This is a genomic window from Rhodovulum sp. BSW8 (assembly GCF_003314725.1).
In the GTDB taxonomy this organism is placed as follows: Bacteria; Pseudomonadota; Alphaproteobacteria; order Rhodobacterales; family Rhodobacteraceae; genus Rhodovulum; species Rhodovulum visakhapatnamense.
The window spans coordinates 146,313-164,450 of sequence record NZ_QNVX01000014.1 but is presented as its reverse complement, the minus strand read 5'-3'; the positions used below and the strand labels follow the sequence as shown (position 1 = coordinate 164,450).

Genomic DNA, 18,138 nt, shown 5'->3' with positions numbered 1-18,138 from the left:
GCAGCGTGCAAACCAGCACCGACCATCTGGAGCTGGTGCAGGCCGAACTTGAACTGCAAAATCAGGAGTTGCTCGAGGCGCATGCCGCCTCGGAGAGGGAGCGTCAGAAATACCTCGCTCTGTTCGAGCATCTGCCGCTGCCCGCGGTGGTGCTGGACCAGGCCGGGGTCGTGCGCGAAGCCAACGACTCGGCCGCCGCCGTCTTCGGCTTTCCCTCCGTCGATCACCTCTGCAACCGCTCGATCTACCGGATGCTGGACCAGGATTCCCGCAGCCGGGTCCATGCCTACCTGTCCGAGCTTCCGTCGCAGGACGAAACCGTCCCCCAGCCCGCGGCCATCGTGCCCGTGCATGTCGGGCGGCCCGGCGACGGGGTGCATCTGTCCTATCACGCCCATCTGGCGCGGCTCCCCTTCTGCGCCCATGACGGCGACCGGGTCCACATGCTGCTGGTCGACCGTCATGCCGATGACCGACAGGAACGCGACCAGCGCTGCCGGCAGATGCTGAGCGACGCGACCTCGACGCTCTTCCACGCCTTCGACCTGACCGGGAACCTGATCTTCAGCAACCGGGCGACGAGCGCATTGATCGGCAACGGCACGGGTCTGTCGGTTGAACAGCGGCGCGATTTCGACGGGCTTCTGGGCTCGCGCGCGCTCGATATCGAGGTGCTGATCTCGGGCAAACCGGCCAGCAACCACGGCAGTTTCGCCGCGACCCCGGAGGACCGGCGCAGCTTCCTGATCCAGAAATTCCCGCTGCGCGACGACAGCGGCAAGGTCTTCGCGGTCGGCGGCACCTCGACCGATGTCAGCGCGCTGATGGCCGACCATACCGAGCTTTTCGCGGCCTTCAGCATCGCCAACGACCTGGCCAATCGCGACCCGCTGACCGGGCTCAACAATCGCCAGTGCTTCCTCGAGCATCTGCGCTCGGCCATGGCGCGGCTTGACCCGACGAGCAAGGGGCTGGTGCTTGGCTTTCTTGATATCGACGCCTTCAAGGACATCAACGACGGCATGGGCCACGAGGTGGGCGATGCCATCCTGTCGGCCTTTGCCGGGCGCCTCGAAGAGGCGATGGGCGACCGGGCCTGCGTCGGCCGGTTCGGCGGCGACGAGTTCCTGCTGTTCATGTCCGACACCGCGCCGGAAGAGGCCGAACAGATCCTGCACCGGACGCTTGGCGAGATCCGCTCGCCCTATGAAGTCGCAGGCACCCGGGTGCTGCTGACCTGCAGCGTCGGGCTCAGCCACTACCCGCGCGACGCCGGCACCGCCGAGGATCTCTTGCGGGCCGCCGACATGGCGCTCTACTCGGCGAAATCGAACGGCCGCGACCGGGTCTTCCACTTCAAGGAAAGCCTGCGCTTCACCAGCGAACGCCGCCTGCGCGTGTTCAGCGCGCTCCGCAAGGCCCTGTGCGAGGACAGCTTCCGGCTGGTGTTCCAGCCCAAGTTCGACATTGCCGACCGCAGCCGGATCCTTGGCGCCGAGGCGCTGCTGCGCTGGCGCGATCCGCAGCTTGGCGACATCTCTCCGGGCGAATTCGTGCCTCTGGCCGAGGCCAACGGTCTTTACAATGCGCTCGACCTGCGGGTGCTCAAGCTGTTCGCCCGGCAACAGGGCGAGTGGATCAGGCGCGGGCTGCAGGTTCCGATTTCGGTCAACATCTCGGCGCGGTCGCTGCAGACCAGCGAACTTGTGCCGACGGTTCTGGCACTGCTCGACTACCACGACATTCCGCCCGAGCTGCTGCTGCTGGAGATCACCGAAACAGGGCTGATGAACTGCACCAGCGAGGCCTCCCAGAACCTCGCGGATCTGGCCGATGCCGGGGTGCGGATCTCGATCGACGATTTCGGCACCGGCTATTCGTCGCTGGCCTATCTGCAGAAGCTGCGCCCGAGCGAGCTGAAGATCGACCGCAGTTTCATCGCCCAGCTGAACGCCCGCGACGGCGCCTCGGACAGCATCGTGCGCGCCATGCTGGCGCTGGCCGAAAGCCTGCAGCTGACCACCGTCGCCGAAGGCATCGAGAACGAGGAACAACTGTCCTGGCTGGCCGAGAACGGCTGCGGCTGCGGCCAGGGGTTCCTGGTCAGCCCGGGGCTCGAGATCCCGGCCTTCGAATCCCTCGTCGCCGCGTAAGACGGCGCGAGGCGGGGAAGACCGCCCACCCGGACCCCGCGTCCGGGCCAAGACGGACAAGCCCACGGGGCGGTGCAACGCGCCGCCCCGTTTCGCATCGGCAATGCGGGTCCGTTGCGCCTCAGGCGCCAAGCTCCCGCACGGTGATGGTATAGGCAAAGCCCGACGGCTCCAGCTCGTCGCGCCGCCGCCCGTCGGATTCGGCCTGCGGGTACATCAGGAACGGCAGCGGCCCGTTCGCCGATCCGGGCAGCGTCACGTCATGGGCGGCGTTCAGGGCGATCCAGTTGCCCTCCCAGGCGCCGAACAGACCAGAACGCACCGCCTGCACCGCCGGATCGGCCAGGGTCAGGGTCTTCGGCGGTTCCTCAAGCACGACCTTGCGCACATCGGCCGGGTCGGCAGGCACCCAGCCGAAACCGTCCAGATAGACATCGGCCCGGCAATGCTGGGCCTTGGTCACATCGGACGAGCCCGCGCCGAGGCTTTTGTAGCCGAAGGCCGAGGGCGCGACGCGAAGGCCATAAAGATCGCGCGCGGGCAACCCGGCGGCCCGGGCGAGGCCCACGAAAAGCGCGTTGAGATCGGCGCATTTCCCGGTCAGGTCGCCGCTTTTCAGCATCGAGGCCACGTCGCCCAGCCCGCAGCCCCGGGTCCTGGGGTTGCGGTCGGTGCTGTCGACCACCCAGTCGTAGATCCGCCGCGCCTTTTCCAGATCGCTGCCCGCGTCGCCGACGATGTCCATCGCCGTCTCGTACACGATGCCGTCGGTCGGGATCAGCGCGGTCGGGGCGGTATGGCGGGCGCGCTCTGCCTCCGGCAAGGGCGGAAGATCCTGCGGGCGCGACAGATCGACGGCCCGGTCCTGCGCCGAGGCAACGGCCGTGACCACCAGGTCGGCGGGCGCATCGGCGGCGGGCCAGACCGCCTCGACGAACCGTGCCCCGGTGGCGCCGTCGGTCTTGAGGCCCGCACGCTGGGCATTGGTGGTCCAGCGCGCGGCGCCCGCCTGCATCCAGTTGCCCTCGGTCATCGCGGGCACCGGCACCCAGGCGCGGACCGGTTTTCCCACCCGCGGGATCGCCAGCCGCGTCGTTATCTCAAACCGGCGCCAGCCCGAGGGCTCGGGGGCGAACCGGGCCGCGGCCGGGCGCGGCAGCGCCATCCCAAGCGCCATCGCGGCCCCTGCGGCCAACACCGCCCGTCTCTTCATCGTCATGGCAAAGCTTCCTCCCTGCCGATCCGGGGCCCCGGCTCGGCCAGCGCGGGGGCCTATGCGGCGGGATTTAGCCCGGGCAGGGGAATTGCCCAGACGTCCCGCTGCCCGAAGGGAGATCAGCCCGCGACCGGCAGGCGCTGGCGGACCAGCGTGGTCCAGTAGGAACAGCCCCAGCCGATGGCCTCGTCGTTGAAATCGTAGCGCGGGTGGTGCAGGCCCTGGCTCGGCCCGTTGCCGATATTGATCAGCGCGCCCGGCACCTCGTTCAGCATGAACGAGAAATCCTCGCCCCCAAGGGTCGGCGGCATGTCGGTCGTGACCGCCTCGTCGCCCGCGACCGCACGCGCGGCGGCTGCGGCCAGATCGGTCTGGGCCGCGTGGTTCACGGTCACCGGATAATGGCGGATATACTCGACGCGGCCGGTCGCATCGCAGGCTGCGGCGATGCCCTCGACCATCTGCTTGAGCCGCGCCTCGATATGGTCGCGCACCTCCTCGCGCAGGGTGCGCACGGTGCCGGTGATCGAGATGTCCTGCGGGATCACGTTGAACGCATCGCCCCCGTGGATCGAACACAGCGACACCGCCGCGCTGTCGATCGGGTCGATGGTGCGCGAGGTCAGGGTCTGAACCGCCTGGATCACCGCCGCCGCGACCGGCATCGGGTCAATGGTGGTGTTCGGCCGCCCGGCATGGCCGCCCCGGCCGGAAATGGTGATCCGTACCTCGTCGACCGAGGCCATGATCGGTCCCGGCGCGATGGTGAACTGCCCGACCGGCAGGCCGGGCCGGTTGTGCATCCCGTAGACCTCGTCGCAGGGCCAGCGGGCGAACAGTCCGTCCTCGATCATCGCCTTCGCCCCGGCGCCGCCCTCTTCGGCGGGCTGGAAGATCACGATCACGGTGCCGTCGAAGGCCCGGCTGTCGGCCAGATGCCGCGCCGCGCCCAGGAGCATCGCGACATGCCCGTCATGGCCGCAGGCATGCATCTTGCCCGGCACGGTCGAGGCCCACTCGGCGTCGGTCTCCTCGCGGATCGGCAGCGCGTCCATGTCCGAACGCAGCCCGATCATGCGCCCCGAGGCATTGCTCTGGCCCCGGATCACGCCGACGACGCCGGTCCGGCCGATGCCCTCATGCACCTCGTCGACGCCCGCCGCGCGCAGCGCCTCGGCCACCTTCGCCGAGGTGCGCGGCAGATCGTACAGAAGCTCGGGATGGCGGTGCAGGTCGTGGCGGAATTCGACCAGTTCCGAGATATGCTTTGCGACCCAGTTCTCGACGGCCATCCTTCAGTCCTTCTTCTTCATGCGATACCGGAAATCGCAGTGGCTTGCGCCCTGCATGATGGTCTGGGTCCGGGTCATCTCGATCTCGGGATTGTAGCCGATGCAGAAATCGCCATCGCGGTTGCAGGACAGCAGATGCCCGATCTCGCCGATCCCCATCTCGCGATACATCTCGGCATAGCGGCAGCGGGTGACGTTGAAATCCATCTTTTCCGACGACATTTCCAGCGGCTCGATTTCCAGCGCGTCTTCCTTCGTCCAGTTCGGCAGGATCGCGGCGTAGTCCACCAGATCCGGGGCATGGTCGAGACCGGCGGCCAGCGCCCGGCCCTGCTCGATCGCCGAGCGCGAGCAGGTCTCGCCGATCACCGCCTCGGCCTCGGCCCGGCCCGCGCGTTCCGAGATCACGTCGAAGGCATGTTTCAGGATCATCGCCTCGATGCGGCGGCGTTCGAGGATCGGCAGGTCGTTCATTCTCTTGGCTCCTCGCTCAGAGATCGGGTTCGGTCAGGTCCTTGCGGCGCAGCCAGGCCAGATAGGCCGGGGCCATGCGGGTCAGCAGGGCGTGATAGGGGAAGGCCTGCGGCTCGGTCACCGGCAGCGCCAGCCCGCGCGGGTCCTCGCCCGCGACGGCGCGCGCCATCTCGCGGCCAAGCGCGGTGCCCAGCGCGACGCCACGCCCGTTGCACCCGGCCCAGGCCCAGCCGTCGGGGCCGAGCTTGTGAACACGGGGGAAGCGGTCCCAGTTCATCGACAGATAGCCGGACCAGACATGGGTCATCTTCGGCACGCCAAGCTCGGGGAAGGCCTCGGCCAGGTTCCGCGCGGCCTTGGCCTCGGCCCGCCCGGCATCCTTCCAGCCGGGAATGATCGCGGCGCCGGTGATCAGCCGGTTGCGCGCGTCATAGCGGAAGAAGCGCAGATCGCCCCGGGTGTCCGACACCGCCTGCCGGCCCGGCAGGATCCTGGCGCGAAGGTTCTCGCCCAGCGGTTCGGTCGCCATCTGCCAGGAATGGACGGGGATGAAGCTGCGCGCGATCTTCGGCGCAAGCCCTGCGGCCAGCTTGCCGGTATAGGCGTTGCTGGCCAGGATCAGGGCGCGCGCCCGGACCTTGCCCGCCGCGGTCGCCGCGACCCATTCGGCGCCCTGCCGCTCGAACCATTTCACCGGGCTTTGTTCGTGGATCACCGTGCCATGGCTTTCGGCCGCGCGGGCCAGTTCGCGCGCCAGCGCCAGCGGGTTGATATGCCCGCCGGTGGGCGCATACATCCCGCCGTGCCAGAAGTCGCTGCCCAGGATCTGGGCGGTTTCCCTGGCATCCTTCAGCGACACGTCGAAGCCGAAGCGGCGCCAGGCCGCGACCCGCTTTTCGCTCAGCTTTACGCGGCCCGGCGAATGGGCGGGCTGGAACCAGCCGGTCTGTTCGGCCTCGGCCTTCAGCCCCTCGCGGCGCACGATGTCGAAGAGAAGCCCGGCCGAACCGCCGATCAGCTCGGCAAAGCGCCGCCCGGTCTCGCCGAAGCGGGCGACCCAGGCGTCGGGCTCGGCGGCGGTCAGGGTCGGGATCACCTGGCCATTGTTGCGCCCCGAGGCGCCCCAGCCAACCGCCTGCCCTTCCAGAAGCACCACCCGCTTGCCCTCGCGCGCCAGATGCAGCGCCGCCGACAGCCCGGTAAACCCGCCGCCGATGACGACCGTGTCGGCCTCGACGGTACCCGCAAGCGGGGGCGCCGGGGTCCGGGGGGGCGCGGTATCGGCCCAGAGCGAGGGCGGAAAGGTCACGGGATCGGTCATGCCGGGGTCTCCTTGTCGGTCAGGGCGGCGGCGACCTCTTCGGGCAGCCAGAACCAGCGCAACGCCTCGTCATCGGCGTCAAGATCGGTCCCGGCGGCGGCCGAGGCCGCGGCCCGGCCGTTTTCGGCCAGACGGGCCGCCTCGGCAAGGCAGGTCTCGAAATCGGGGGCGGCCGCGTCGTCCTCGGGCATCGCCCAGAGATCCGAGAGGCGTTCGGGCGGCGGCGCTGGCTCGGCATCCAGTGCGCGCCAGACCCCATGCGCGACGTCCAGCCGGTACAGCGGCAGCAGCGCCAGCCCGTTTTGCGCGATGAAGACCAGCGCCCGGGCCAGCCGGTCGACATCCTCGTCCGAGAAGAAGTAGTTCACCCCCAGCCGCACCCAGCCGGGCCGGAAGGCGGTATGGCCCCGCGCGACCGCCTCGGAAAAGCGGTGGCTGCGGGCGTCGTCGATGTCCAGCAGATGGTGCCCATAGGGCCCGGCGCAGGAACAGCCGCCGCGCGCCTGGATACCGAACAGGTCGTTCAGAGCCGCCACGACGAAGCCGTGATGCAGATGCCGCGCGCCGATGCGGATGTTGAACGAGAAGATCCCCAGCCGGGGCGCGTTCCTCGGGCCCAGAAGCTCGATCCCCGGCTCGGCCGACAGCGCCGCCTCGAGCCGGGCGCGCAGCTCGCCCTCGCGCGCCTCGATGGCCTCGGCGCCAAGCTCGGTCTTCAGCGCCAGCACCATGCCCGCGCGGATATTGCCGACGATCGAGGGCGTGCCCGCCTCTTCCCGCGCCTCGACCGCCTCGACATAGCATTGTTCGGCCGCGCTGACGAAGCTGACCGTGCCGCCCCCGACCACCGTGGGCCGGGGCGTCGTCAGCAGTGCGCGATCGGCGATCAGCAGACCCGAAGCCTCCGGCCCGCCCGGAAACTTGTGCGGCGAGACCAGCGCCGCGTCGATCCGGTCGCCTGCGCCCGGCGCGCTTTCGGCCATCCGGACCGCGACATAGGGGGCGGCTGCGGCGAAATCGATCACGCACCAGCCGCCCGCCTCGTGCAGAAGCCGCGCGACCGCGCGGATATCGGTGCGGATGCCGGTCACGTTCGAGGCCGCCGAGAACGCCCCCACCATCAGGGCCGCATCCGCATGGGCCGCGATCTCGCGCCTCAGCGTCGGAAGGCAGATCGCGCCCGCCGCATCCAGCGGAATGCGCACCAGCCTCGCCCCGCTCTCGCGCCAGGGCAGGTCGTTCGAGTGATGCTCATAGGGGCCGACGAAGACCACCGCCTCGGGGCCAAGCTGCCCGGCGGGCCCGCCCATCTGCAGCGCCCGGACCAGCTTGTCGGCGGCGCCGGTACTGCCCGCGCCGCAGAAGATGACGGCATGGGCCTCGTCCGCGCCCATGCCCTCGCGCACCGCCGCCCGCGCCAGTTCGCGCAATTCGGTGGTCCGACGGCCGGTATAGGAGGTTTCGGTATGGGTGTTGCCATAGACCGGCAGCACATGGCGCCGGATCGCGTCCTCGACAAAGCCCAGCGCCCGGCCCGAGGCGACATAGTCGGCATAGATCAGGGCGCGCGGACCGAAGGGGCCGGGAATGGCGGCACCCTCCCCGATCAGGGCGCGGCGGATGTCTTCGAAATGCAGTGACATGGGAAGGTCCTTCAGGCGGCGTCCGTTGCCAGGTCGGGCGGCGTCCAGCCACGGCCCGGGATCGAGGCCAGAAGCTGTTGCGTATAGGGATGGCTCGGCGCGGCAAAAAGCTCGGCGGTGACGCCGGTCTCGACGATCCGGCCCTTCTGCATCACGATCACCCGGTCGCAAAGCTGGGCCGCGACCCTCAGGTCGTGGGTCACGAAAAGAACCGACAGGTCGAGCCGGTCGCGCAGGTCGGCCAGCAGCTTCAGCACCTGCGCCTGCACCGACACGTCAAGCGCCGAGACGGGTTCGTCGGCGACGATCACCTTCGGCTCCATTGCCAGCGCCCGGGCGATGCCGATCCGCTGGCGCTGCCCGCCCGAGAATTCGTGCGGATAGCGGGTGGCGGCGGCGGGCGACAGCTCGACCAGCTCCAGCAATTCGCGGGCACGCGCCCGGGCCACCTTCGGGTCGGCGCCATGGACGATGGGCCCCTGCGCGATCAGGTCCTCGACCCGCTTGCGCGGGTTCAGCGAGGCCATAGGATCCTGGAACACCATCTGGATATGGCGCCGCATCTCGCGCAGCTCGCGCGGCGAACAGGCCAGCAGGTCGGTGCCGTCGACCTCGACCGCGCCGCAATCGGATTCCAGCAGCCGGGTCACGATCCGCGACACCGTGGTCTTGCCCGAGCCGCTTTCGCCGACGACACCCAGCGTCTCGCCCCGGCGCAAGGTGAAGGACAGGTTGTCGACCGCCGTCACCGGCGCGCGCTTGCCCGAGATCAGGCTGCCGCGCGCGGCGAAGGTCTTGACCAGCCCCTCGGCCCTCAGAACCACCGGCGCATCCCGGAAATCGCGCGGGCGCGGCGGCACCAGTGCCGGGATCGCGCCGATCAGCGCGCGGGTATAGGGATGCCTGGGCCGGTTCAGCACCTCGGCGGCGGTGCCCTGTTCGACCATCTCGCCCTTGCTCAGCACCACCACCCGGTCGGCAATCTCGGCCACCACGCCGAAATCGTGGGTGATGAAGAGAATGCCCGCGCCTTCCTTTTCCTGCAGCTCGCGGATCAGCTTGAGGATCTGCAGCTGCGTGGTGACATCGAGCGCCGTGGTCGGCTCGTCGGCGATGATCAGTTTCGGCTCGCAGGCCAGCGCCATGGCGATCATCACCCGCTGCCGCTGCCCGCCCGAGACCTGATGCGGATAGGCATGATAGACCGACCGGGGGTCGGGGATATGCACCAGATCGAGCAGTTCCAGAACCCGCGCGCGCCGCGCCTTGCGGCCCAGCCCGGTGTGCAGCCGCAGCACCTCGTCGATCTGCCAGCCCACCGTCTTCTGCGGGTTCAGCGCGGTCATCGGCTCCTGGAAGATCTGGGCGATGCGGTCGCCGCGGATCTGCTTCATCTCGCGCTCGGACAGCGCCAGCAGATCCTGGCCCTCGAAGCGGATCGACCCTTCGGCGACGCGGACATGGGGTTCGGGCAGAAGCCGCATGATCGCGCCCGCGGTCAGCGACTTGCCGGACCCGCTTTCGCCGACCAGACAGACGATCTCGCCGGGGTTCACGCTCAGGTTCAGCCCGTCGAGCGCGAAGGGGCGGTCGGACCCCTTGGGCAAGGCGATCTTGAGGTCGCGGATGTCGAGAACAGGATCGGTCATTGTTTCTTCTGCCTCGGGTTGAGCGCGTCGTTCAGCCCCTCGCCCAGCAGCGAAAAGGACAGCACCGTCAGCACGATGGCGATGCCGGGAATGACGGCGCAGTACCAGTCGGTGCGCAGGACCGCGCGGCCCTGCCCGATCATGTTGCCCCAGCTGGCATGGTTGGGATCGCCCAGCCCCAGGAAGGCCAGCGCGCTTTCCAGAAGGATCGACAGCGCCATGATGACCGAGGCGTAGACGATTACCGGCGGCAGCGCGTTGGGCAGGATCTCGCGAAAGATCAGCGCCCCGTTCGAGACGCCCAGATTGCGCGCCGCATCGACGAATTCGCGGCTGCGCAGCGACAGGAACTCGGCCCGCACCATCCGCGCGGGCGCGGTCCAGGACACGATGGCGATGGCGAGTGTGATATATTCGATGGACGACCCCAGGATCGCCACCAGCGCCAGCAGCAGCACGAAATTGGGGATGGTCTGAAAGGCCTCGGTCACGCGCATCAGCACATCGTCAACCCAGCCGCCGAAGAAGCCCGCCAGGGCGCCCACGACGACCCCGATGGCAATCGACAGCAGCGTCGCCAGAACGCCGACCAGCAGCGAGATCCGCGCCCCGTGGAACAGCTGGGCCAGGATATCGCGGCCGAGCTGATCGGTGCCAAGCGGCACGGCCCAGTCGGTGAAGGGCTTCGTCAGCGGGTCGCCCGCCCGGCGCAGCGGATCTGTGGGCTCGATCAGCCCGGCCGTCGCGGCCATCACGAGCACGGCCCCGAACAGCACCAGCCCCAGCAGGGCGGCGCGGTTGCGGGCGAAGCGGCGCCAGAGCGCAACCGCGGGGGCGGCCTCGGCGCGCGGCAGGTCTGTGGTCGCGGCGGTCATTTCAGGGCGATCCTTGAATCGAGGCGGGCGTACAGCAGGTCGGTGAGGAAGTTCACGATGACGACGATGATCGCGCAGAGGAAGATGATCCCCATCAGCATGTTCATGTCGCGCTGGATCACCGACTGATAGGCCAGCTGGCCGAGCCCCGGCAGCGCGAAGATGGTCTCGACCACCACCGAGCCCCCCAGCACGGTCGAGAATTGCAGCCCCAGAAGCGTGACCACCGGCAACAGCGCGTTGCGCATGATGTGATGGATCATCAGCCGGGTCTCGCCCGCGCCCTTGGCCCGCGCGGTCCGCACGAAGTCGAGATCGGCGACCTCCAGCACGCTGGCCCGCATCAGCCGCAGATAGAAGGACAGGTAGATCAGCGACAGCGCCGCGGTCGGCATGATCAGGTGCAGCACGACGTCGATCACGTGATCCCAGCCGGTATAGAAGGCCGCGACATCGCTCAGCCCGCTGACCGGCAGCCAGCCCAGCTTGACCGAGAACAAGAGGATCATCATCAGCGACAGGAAGAAGCTGGGCGTCGCGTAGAAGATCAGCCCCAGCGTCGAGATCGCGTTGTCGGTCAGCGAATAGGCGCGCCGCGCGGCGATGGCGCCGAGGCCCACACCGATGGAAAAGGCAAGGCTCAGCGAGGTGCCCATCAGCATCAGCGTGGTGCCCAGCCGTTCCCACAGGATCGCCGCCACCGGCTGTTCGTAGACGAAGGACCAGCCGAAATCGAACTGGATCAGCTTGGCCATGTAGCGCCCGAGCTGGACCCAGACCGGCTGGTCGAGCCCGTATTCGGCGCGCAGCCGCGCGATATAGGCGGCATCGGCGCCGCCCATGTCGCCGACCAGCGCATCGACGGTATCGCCGGGCGCCAGCTTCAGCAGCAGGAAGGTGCCCACCATGATCAGGATCACCACCGGCACGGCCTGCAAGAGCCGCCGCAGCGCGTAGGTGAGGACTTGGGTCAGTTGCATGTCGGAGGTTCCGGAAGGGGGGGCCAGGCCCGGACGGTCGCGCCGCCCGGACCCGGGGTCATCGGATCACTTCTCGAGCCAGAGATCGTACCAGCTCGACGAGTTCCAGCGCGGGGTGTTGTGGTGGTTGTGGAGCTTCTGCGAGGTGACCGAGATGAAGGGGTGCTCGATCGCGAAGATCACCGGGATCTCTTCCATCGCGAGCTTCTGGATCGCGTGATAGTCCGCGGCCCGCTGGTCGGGATCAAGCTCGGCCTGGGCCTCGTCGATCATCCGGTCCATCTCGTCGGACTGCCAGCCGAACTGGTTCGACCAGGGGGTTCCCGCAGGCGAGCCCGAGCGCAGCCAGACCATGGTCGAGACCGCCGGGTCCGACCGGAACTGGTGCCAGCCGTTCGCGGTGTCGAAATCGTGGTCGCGATAAACCCCGTTCAGGAAACCCGGGGCATCGTTCGTGAGGATCTCGACCTCGATGCCGATCTCCTTCATCGCCTGGGCGAAATACTCGGCCCAGAGCTGGGTATACTCGCCCCAGGGCGCCGGCCGGTGGCGCAGCTTGAACCGGATGCCGTCGGGACCTTCGGGATAGCCGGCCTCGTCCAGCATCTTCTTGGCCAGCTCGGGATCGTAGGCATAGGTGGTCACGTCATCGGTGTAGTTCGTACCGCCCGCGGACGGGATCGGACCCCGGCCCGGCTTGGCATAGCCGCGCATGATGGTCTTGATCGCATAGTCGATATCGAGCCCGTGATAGATCGCCTGCCGCACCTTCAGATCGGCGAGGATCGGGTTGCGATGATTGAACTCGACGGTCGAGTGGGCGACGTTGTTCTCGTAGCCTTGGGTCCCGACATCGAAGCCGTCCATCTTCGAGAACCGCTCGATATCGGCCATCGAGACTCCGTTGAAGCCGGATTCGTGGATCTCGCCCGCCTCGATGGCCGCCGCCGCCGCCGACTTGTCGGGGATGAAGCGCCAGACGATGCGGTCGAGATAGGGGTATTCCTTGCCGCGCCAGTAATCGTCGTTGCGCCCCGCGATCACGTATTGCCCGCGCTTGTACTCGACGAACTTGAACGGCCCGGTGCCGACCGGCGCGGTATTGTGCTCGTTCCGCATGATGTCGGTGCCCTCGTAAAGATGCTTGGGCACCGGATGGCCGAGATCGGGCATCGCCGCGACGAACAGGTCCAGCGGCATCGGCTGCGAATAGTTGAACACGGCGGTATGGGGATCGGTGCAGTCGACCGACTCGAGGTATTGCTGCAGCGTCGAGGAATAGTTGAGCAGCGGCTTCCACAGCTCCATCGCCGAGAAGGCGACGTCGTCGCAGGTGAAGGGTTCGCCATCGTGCCAGTTGACGCCCTCGCGCAGCTTGACGGTGATGTGCAGCCCGTCATCGGTCGAGGACCAGTCCGTCGCCAGCACCCCCACGGGGCCGTCATAGGACTTGTCGATCAGCGGCTCCATGATCTTGCCGGTGATGTTGTAGACCCCGGTCGAGGCCCGCAGCGCGGGATTCAGGATGCGCTGTTCCGAGGGCATGTGGATGATGGCGGTGCCGCCGTGCCGGGGCTCCTGTGCCGCGGCGGGTCCCGCCAGGGCCGAGACGGCAGCCCCGGCCAGAAGCCAGCCCCATGCCGATCCGCAGGCCGATCTGCTGGTCGTGATCATGTCGAAATCCCTGTTGTTATGGTCTTGCCATCCGGGCATGCGCCCCGGAAGCGTCCGCCCGACCAAAAAGCGGCAACCCGACAGCAACGTCAATGCAAATTTTGCGCTTCGACGATGATTATCGGAAGGACATCCTACCCTTTTGGCTATACTGCGCGAAAACATTCCCTCATACTTGCGGAAAGGGTGAACAAATATGCAGAACTGTGTCTGGATCACGGGCGCCGGTTCCGGAATTGGCGCGGCCATGGCGCGGGCCTTCGCCGGGGCGGGCTACCGCATCGCGCTGACCGCGCGTTCGGAGGACCGCCTGACCGCGCTGGCCGAGGAGCTTGGCGGCCCCGGCGACCGGCTGCGGGTCTTTGCCGGCGATGTCACCGACCGGGCGCGCATTCTGGCAATTGCCGAAGAGATCGTCCAGTGGGCGGGGCGGATCGACGTGCTGTGCAACAATGCAGGGCTGAACGTGCCGCTCCGGCGCTGGGACGAGCTTGACTGGGACAGCTGGGACCGGGTGATCGCCACCAACCTGACCGGCGCGCTGAATGTCATCGCCGCGGCGCTGGGGCCGATGCGGCGGCAGAAATCCGGCGTGATGATCCATACCTCGTCCTGGGCCGGGCGGTTCCATGCGCCCGTGGCGGGCGTGCCCTATGGCGCCTCGAAACACGCGCTGACCGATCTCAGCGCCAGCCTCAACGCGCAGGAGGGCGAAAACGGCATCCGCTCGACCGCGCTTTGCCCGGGCGAGGTGGCGACGCCGCTGCTGAACGGACGGCCCGGTTTCGACCCGGCCCGCGCGGCCGAAGTGATCCAGCCCGAGGATGTGGCGGCACTGGCGTTGCAGGTCGCGGGCATGAACCCCAATGTCGCGATCCATGAAATCACCTTTGCGCCGGTGCTGCGCGCGCCCCGCTGACCCGCCCGTTGAACTGAAGGAGCTTCCGATGAGCCATCCCGTAAAAGGCGTCGACCACGTCTTCCTGCTGGTCGAGGATCTCGACCGGTCCGCCGAGGCCTACCGCCGCCTGGGCTTCACGCTGTCGCCCAAGGGCCTGCACAGCGCGGCCAAGGGCACGGCGAACTACACCCTCATGTTTCCCGCCGATTACATGGAGCTGCTGGGCATCGTGACGCCCACCGAGGGCAACGCGCCCCGGCGCGAGGCTCTGGCGCGCGAGGGCGAGGGGCTGCGCGCGGTCGCCTGCCGGATCGACGATGCCGACGCCGCGAAGACCGCGCTCGACGCGCTGGGGATCGCGACCGCCGAGGTCGGACATTTCGAGCGCCCGGTGCCGCTGCCGGGCGGCGGTACAGCGCCCGCGGCCTTCGCCACCCTGCCCTATGCCGAGGCCGAACTGCCCTTCGGGCTGGTCTTCATGTGTCAGCACAAGACCCGCGAGACGGTCTGGCTGCCCGAGCTTCTGACCCATCCGAACCGCGCCTGCGGCCTGGGCGCGATCTTTGCCCAAAGCGCCGATCCCGAGGCCGCGGCCGCCCGGCTGGCCCGGCTGTTCGCCGCCGGAACGGTCGTGCCCCTCGACGGCGGGGCCAGGGTCGAGACCGGCCCGGACTCGGCGCCGATCCTCTGCCTGACCGGGGCCGCGCTGGCCGCGCGCTTCCCCGGGCTCGACCTCTCGGCCCTGCCCGCCGAAGGGCTGGCGGGGCTCGCCATCCGGTCGGAGGACATGGCGGCGACGGCAGCCTGCCTGACCGGGGCCGGGGTCGCGCCGGTCGAGACCGCGGCGGGGCTGGCGCTGGCGCCCGCCGACTGCGCCGGGGCGGTGCTGGAGTTCGTTCCCGCATGAGCACCGGCCGCAAGACCCGCGGCGCGGACCGGAAATCGGGCGAAACGCCCGATTTCGACGAGATCGACCGCAAGATCCTCGAGATCCTGCAGCGCGACGCCGATCTGGCGGTGAACGCGCTGGCCGATATCGTGGGGCTCAGCCCCACCCCCTGCTGGCGGCGGATCAAGCGGCTGGAAGAGGCGGGCGTGATCAAGGGCCGGGTCGCGGTCGTCGATCATGCCCGCGCCAATGTCGGCATGACGGTCTTCATCGGCATCACCGCGCCCCGCCACGAGACGTCCTGGCTGAACAGCTTCCGCGCGCTGATCGACGACATCCCCGAGATTGTCGAGGCCTACCGGCTGACCGGGGCGACCGACTATATCCTGAAGGTCGTGGTGCCCGATATCTCGACCTATGACCGGGTCTACAAGACGATGATCGAGCGGCTCGACTTTTCGCAGATCAATTCCTCGATCTCGATGGAAGAGCTGAAATTCACCACCGCCGTGCCGACCAGCTATCTGTAACGCTCAGCCAAGCACGACCCCCGGCGCGGCGCCATCGGCCGCCTCGATCCGGCCGATCCGCGCGGCCGCCTCGAAGCCGTGCCGGGCAAAGACCTCCAGCACCGCCCCTGCCGTGTCGGGGGCCGCGCTGACCAGAAGCCCGCCGCTGGTCTGCGGATCGGTCAGAAGCGCGCGGTCGTCCTCGGCGAAGCCGTCGGGCAGCAAGACGCTCGCACCATAGCTTTCCCAGTTCCGGCCCGAGGCGCCGGTCGCGCAGCCCGCCGCCAGCAGCGCGCGCACGCCGTCCATCACCGGCACCGCGCCCCAGTCCAGCACCGCGCGGCATCCCGCACCCCGCGCCAGTTCCAGCGCATGGCCCGCCAGCCCGAAGCCGGTCACGTCGGTCAGCGCATGCACGCCGTCAAGCGCGGCCAGATCGGGGCCGGGCGTGTTCAGCCGGGTCGTGGTGTCGATCATCCGGGCATAACCGTCCGCATCCAGCAGCCCCTTCTTCAGCGCGGCCGACATTACGCCCGTGCCAAGCGGCTTGCCGAGGATCAGCAGATCGCCCGGCCGCGCGCCGGTATTGGCCCGCACCCGGTCGGGATGGACGAGGCCCAGCGCCACCAGCCCGTAGATCGGCTCGACCGAATCGATGCTGTGCCCGCCCGCGACCGGAATGCCCGCCGCCGCGCAGGCTGCGGCGCCGCCTTCAAGGATGCGGCCGATGGTGGCGGTCGAAAGCTTCGCGATGGGCATGCCCAACAGCGCCAACGCCAGGATCGGCCGCCCGCCCATGGCATAGACATCGCTTAAGGCATTGGTCGCGGCGATGCGGCCGAAATCATAGGGGTCGTTCACCACGGGCATGAAGAAATCCGTGGTCGCGACCAGCGCCTGGCTGTCGTTCAGCCGGTAGACCGCGGCATCGTCGGAACTGGCGGTGCCGATCAGCAGATCGGGCGGCACCGGCAGGCCGGGCATCTTCGCCAGCAGCTCGCTCAGCACCCCGGGCGCGATCTTGCAGCCGCAGCCGCCGCCATGGGCCAGGGACATCAACGCGGGCTCGTCGGTCATGCCGGGTCTCCTTTCGGGCAGTCCCCGCGATAGGACCGCCCGCAGGGCCCCACTGTCAACGGAAAGCCTGTGCGGCGCGTGCCATCCCCGATGGCAGAGGGCCGCCTTTGACGCATCCGGCACTGGCGGCGGGCGCGCGGCTGGGGCATGTCGGATGGGAGGCGGTTGCCCGCCGCGCCGGTCGACCGGAGCCCGAGATGCAGAACGACCCCCGATCCCATGGCCTGTGGGAAGAGACCGCGCCCGCGCTGGCCGTGGCGGACACGCCCCCGCTGACAAGTCCCGCCGAGGCCGATGCCGTCATCGTCGGCGCGGGCTATACCGGGCTGTCGGCCGCGCTGCATCTGGCCGTGGCCGGACGGCGGATCGTGGTGCTTGAGGCGGCCGAGGTCGGCTTTGGTGCCTCGGGCCGGAATGTCGGGCTGGTCAATGCCGGGATGTGGACCATGCCCGACGAGATGCCGAAGGCGCTGGGGCCCGGGCACGGACCCCGGCTGCTGGAGCTTCTGGGCTCGGCCCCGGCCGAGGTCTTTGCCCTGATCGCGCGGCACGGGATCGCCTGCGAGGCGGTGCGGAACGGCACGCTTCACTGCGGGGTCGGTGCTGCCGGGCTGGCCGAGCTGACCGAGCGCGCCCGGCAATGGCGCGCGCGCGGCGCCCCCGTCGAGCTGCTGGATGCCGCCGAGGCGCACCGCCGGATCGGCGGCGGGTCCTATGCCGGGGCGCTGTGGGACCGGCGCGCGGGCACCCTGCAGCCGCTGGCCTATGCGCGCGGGCTTGCCCGGGCCGCGATGGCCGCGGGCGCCACGATCCATGCCCGGAGCCCCGTGACCGGGATTGCCCGCGAGGGCGCCGACTGGGTGGCCCGGACCCCGGCCGGGCAGGTCCGCGCGAAATGGCTGGTACTGGCGACCGACGCCTATACCCGGCAGGTCGCGACCGGGTTGCGCCGCGAACAGATCCGCCTGCCCTATTTCAACATGGCGACGCCGCCCTTGCCGCCCGATATCCGCGCCACGATCCTGCCGGGCGGCGAGGGCTGCTGGGATACCAGACGGGTGCTGTCCTCGTTCCGGCTCGATGCCGACGGACGGCTGGTCTTCGGGTCGGTCGGGCAGCTGGCCGCGCCCGATTTCGCCGTCCATCGCGACTGGGCCCTGCGCGCCATGCACCGGATCTTTCCGCAGCTGAGGGGCATCGGCTTTGCAACGCACTGGTTCGGCTGGATCGGCATGACCGGCGATCACCTGCCGCGCCTGCACCTGCCGGGCGAAAACGCCCTCGCCATAGCGGGTTATAACGGCCGGGGCATCGCGCCCGGCACCGTCTTCGGCAAGGCCATCGCGGCCCATGTCGCGGGCGATCTGCCGCTTGAGGCGATGCCGCTGCCGGTCTCGAGGATCGCGCCCGCGCCGCTGCGCCGGGGGCGGGAGCTTTTCTTCCGCGCCGGGGCGGTGGCCACACATCTTGTCTTCGACCGCTGAC

General features: G+C 69.0%; 15 protein-coding genes. 5 read left to right on the top strand and 10 right to left on the bottom strand.

The genetic code is table 11. The annotated features are described in order from the left end of the window. Window positions 1-5: 5 nt before the first annotated feature. Window positions 6-2,153 carry a bifunctional diguanylate cyclase/phosphodiesterase gene (locus DSD19_RS10360; RefSeq protein ID WP_165828102.1) on the top strand — a complete coding sequence of 716 codons (2,148 nt, stop codon included), beginning with the start codon at window positions 6-8 and terminating at the stop codon, window positions 2,151-2,153. A gap of 121 nt (window positions 2,154-2,274) precedes the next feature. On the opposite strand, the gene DSD19_RS10355 is transcribed toward DSD19_RS10360, so the two are convergent. The 9 genes from DSD19_RS10355 to DSD19_RS10315 form a co-directional block, all read right to left on the bottom strand. After that, complete coding sequence (locus DSD19_RS10355; RefSeq protein ID WP_113669528.1) at window positions 2,275-3,372, bottom strand: transglutaminase-like domain-containing protein; 1,098 nt, start codon at window positions 3,370-3,372, stop codon at window positions 2,275-2,277. Window positions 3,373-3,488: 116 nt separating this feature from the next. Beyond that, a complete protein-coding gene (locus tag DSD19_RS10350; RefSeq protein WP_113669527.1) occupies window positions 3,489-4,661 on the bottom strand; it encodes a M20 aminoacylase family protein in 1,173 nt (390 codons plus the stop codon). Window positions 4,662-4,664: 3 nt separating this feature from the next. After that, complete coding sequence (locus tag DSD19_RS10345; protein ID WP_113669526.1) at window positions 4,665-5,135, bottom strand: L-2-amino-thiazoline-4-carboxylic acid hydrolase; 471 nt, start codon at window positions 5,133-5,135, stop codon at window positions 4,665-4,667. A gap of 16 nt (window positions 5,136-5,151) precedes the next feature. Further along, window positions 5,152-6,456 (bottom strand): FAD-binding oxidoreductase, encoded by a 1,305-nt coding sequence (locus DSD19_RS10340; protein WP_113669525.1) that lies wholly within the window; start codon window positions 6,454-6,456, stop codon window positions 5,152-5,154. Continuing rightward, complete coding sequence (locus DSD19_RS10335) at window positions 6,453-8,099, bottom strand: aminotransferase class V-fold PLP-dependent enzyme (RefSeq protein WP_113669524.1); 1,647 nt, start codon at window positions 8,097-8,099, stop codon at window positions 6,453-6,455. The genes DSD19_RS10340 and DSD19_RS10335 overlap by 4 nt, the downstream gene beginning before the upstream one ends. 11 nt (window positions 8,100-8,110) lie before the next feature. Further along, window positions 8,111-9,748 carry an ABC transporter ATP-binding protein gene (locus DSD19_RS10330; protein ID WP_113669523.1) on the bottom strand — a complete coding sequence of 546 codons (1,638 nt, stop codon included), beginning with the start codon at window positions 9,746-9,748 and terminating at the stop codon, window positions 8,111-8,113. Next, the gene (locus tag DSD19_RS10325; protein WP_075784079.1) at window positions 9,745-10,623 is read right to left on the bottom strand and encodes an ABC transporter permease; all 879 of its coding nucleotides are present in this window, start codon (window positions 10,621-10,623) and stop codon (window positions 9,745-9,747) included. Before DSD19_RS10325 ends, DSD19_RS10330 begins: the two co-directional genes overlap by 4 nt. Then, window positions 10,620-11,603, bottom strand: a complete 984-nt coding sequence (locus DSD19_RS10320; protein WP_113669522.1) for an ABC transporter permease — start codon at window positions 11,601-11,603, stop codon at window positions 10,620-10,622. The genes DSD19_RS10325 and DSD19_RS10320 overlap by 4 nt, the downstream gene beginning before the upstream one ends. A 66-nt stretch (window positions 11,604-11,669) precedes the next feature. After that, the gene (locus tag DSD19_RS10315; RefSeq protein ID WP_113669549.1) at window positions 11,670-13,277 is read right to left on the bottom strand and encodes an ABC transporter substrate-binding protein; all 1,608 of its coding nucleotides are present in this window, start codon (window positions 13,275-13,277) and stop codon (window positions 11,670-11,672) included. 196 nt (window positions 13,278-13,473) lie between these two features. Here DSD19_RS10315 and DSD19_RS10310 point away from each other — a divergent pair, with 196 nt between their 5' ends. The 3 genes from DSD19_RS10310 to DSD19_RS10300 are packed head-to-tail and all read left to right on the top strand — an operon-like array spanning window position 13,474 to window position 15,597. Beyond that, window positions 13,474-14,196, top strand: coding sequence for an SDR family oxidoreductase (locus DSD19_RS10310; protein ID WP_113669521.1), 723 nt, complete (start codon window positions 13,474-13,476; stop codon window positions 14,194-14,196). A 28-nt stretch (window positions 14,197-14,224) separates the two neighbouring features. Continuing rightward, the gene (locus DSD19_RS10305) at window positions 14,225-15,085 is read left to right on the top strand and encodes a VOC family protein (protein WP_113669520.1); all 861 of its coding nucleotides are present in this window, start codon (window positions 14,225-14,227) and stop codon (window positions 15,083-15,085) included. Further along, entirely contained in the window at window positions 15,082-15,597 is a 516-nt protein-coding gene (locus tag DSD19_RS10300) for an Lrp/AsnC family transcriptional regulator (protein ID WP_113669519.1), read from the top strand. Before DSD19_RS10305 ends, DSD19_RS10300 begins: the two co-directional genes overlap by 4 nt. A 3-nt stretch (window positions 15,598-15,600) precedes the next feature. On the opposite strand, the gene selD is transcribed toward DSD19_RS10300, so the two are convergent. After that, window positions 15,601-16,653, bottom strand: a complete 1,053-nt coding sequence (gene selD / locus DSD19_RS10295; protein WP_113669518.1) for a selenide, water dikinase SelD — start codon at window positions 16,651-16,653, stop codon at window positions 15,601-15,603. A gap of 197 nt (window positions 16,654-16,850) precedes the next feature. On the opposite strand from selD, the gene DSD19_RS10290 reads away from it, so the two are divergent. Beyond that, complete coding sequence (locus tag DSD19_RS10290; RefSeq protein WP_113669517.1) at window positions 16,851-18,137, top strand: FAD-binding oxidoreductase; 1,287 nt, start codon at window positions 16,851-16,853, stop codon at window positions 18,135-18,137. The last annotated feature ends 1 nt before the right edge of the window (window position 18,138 follow it).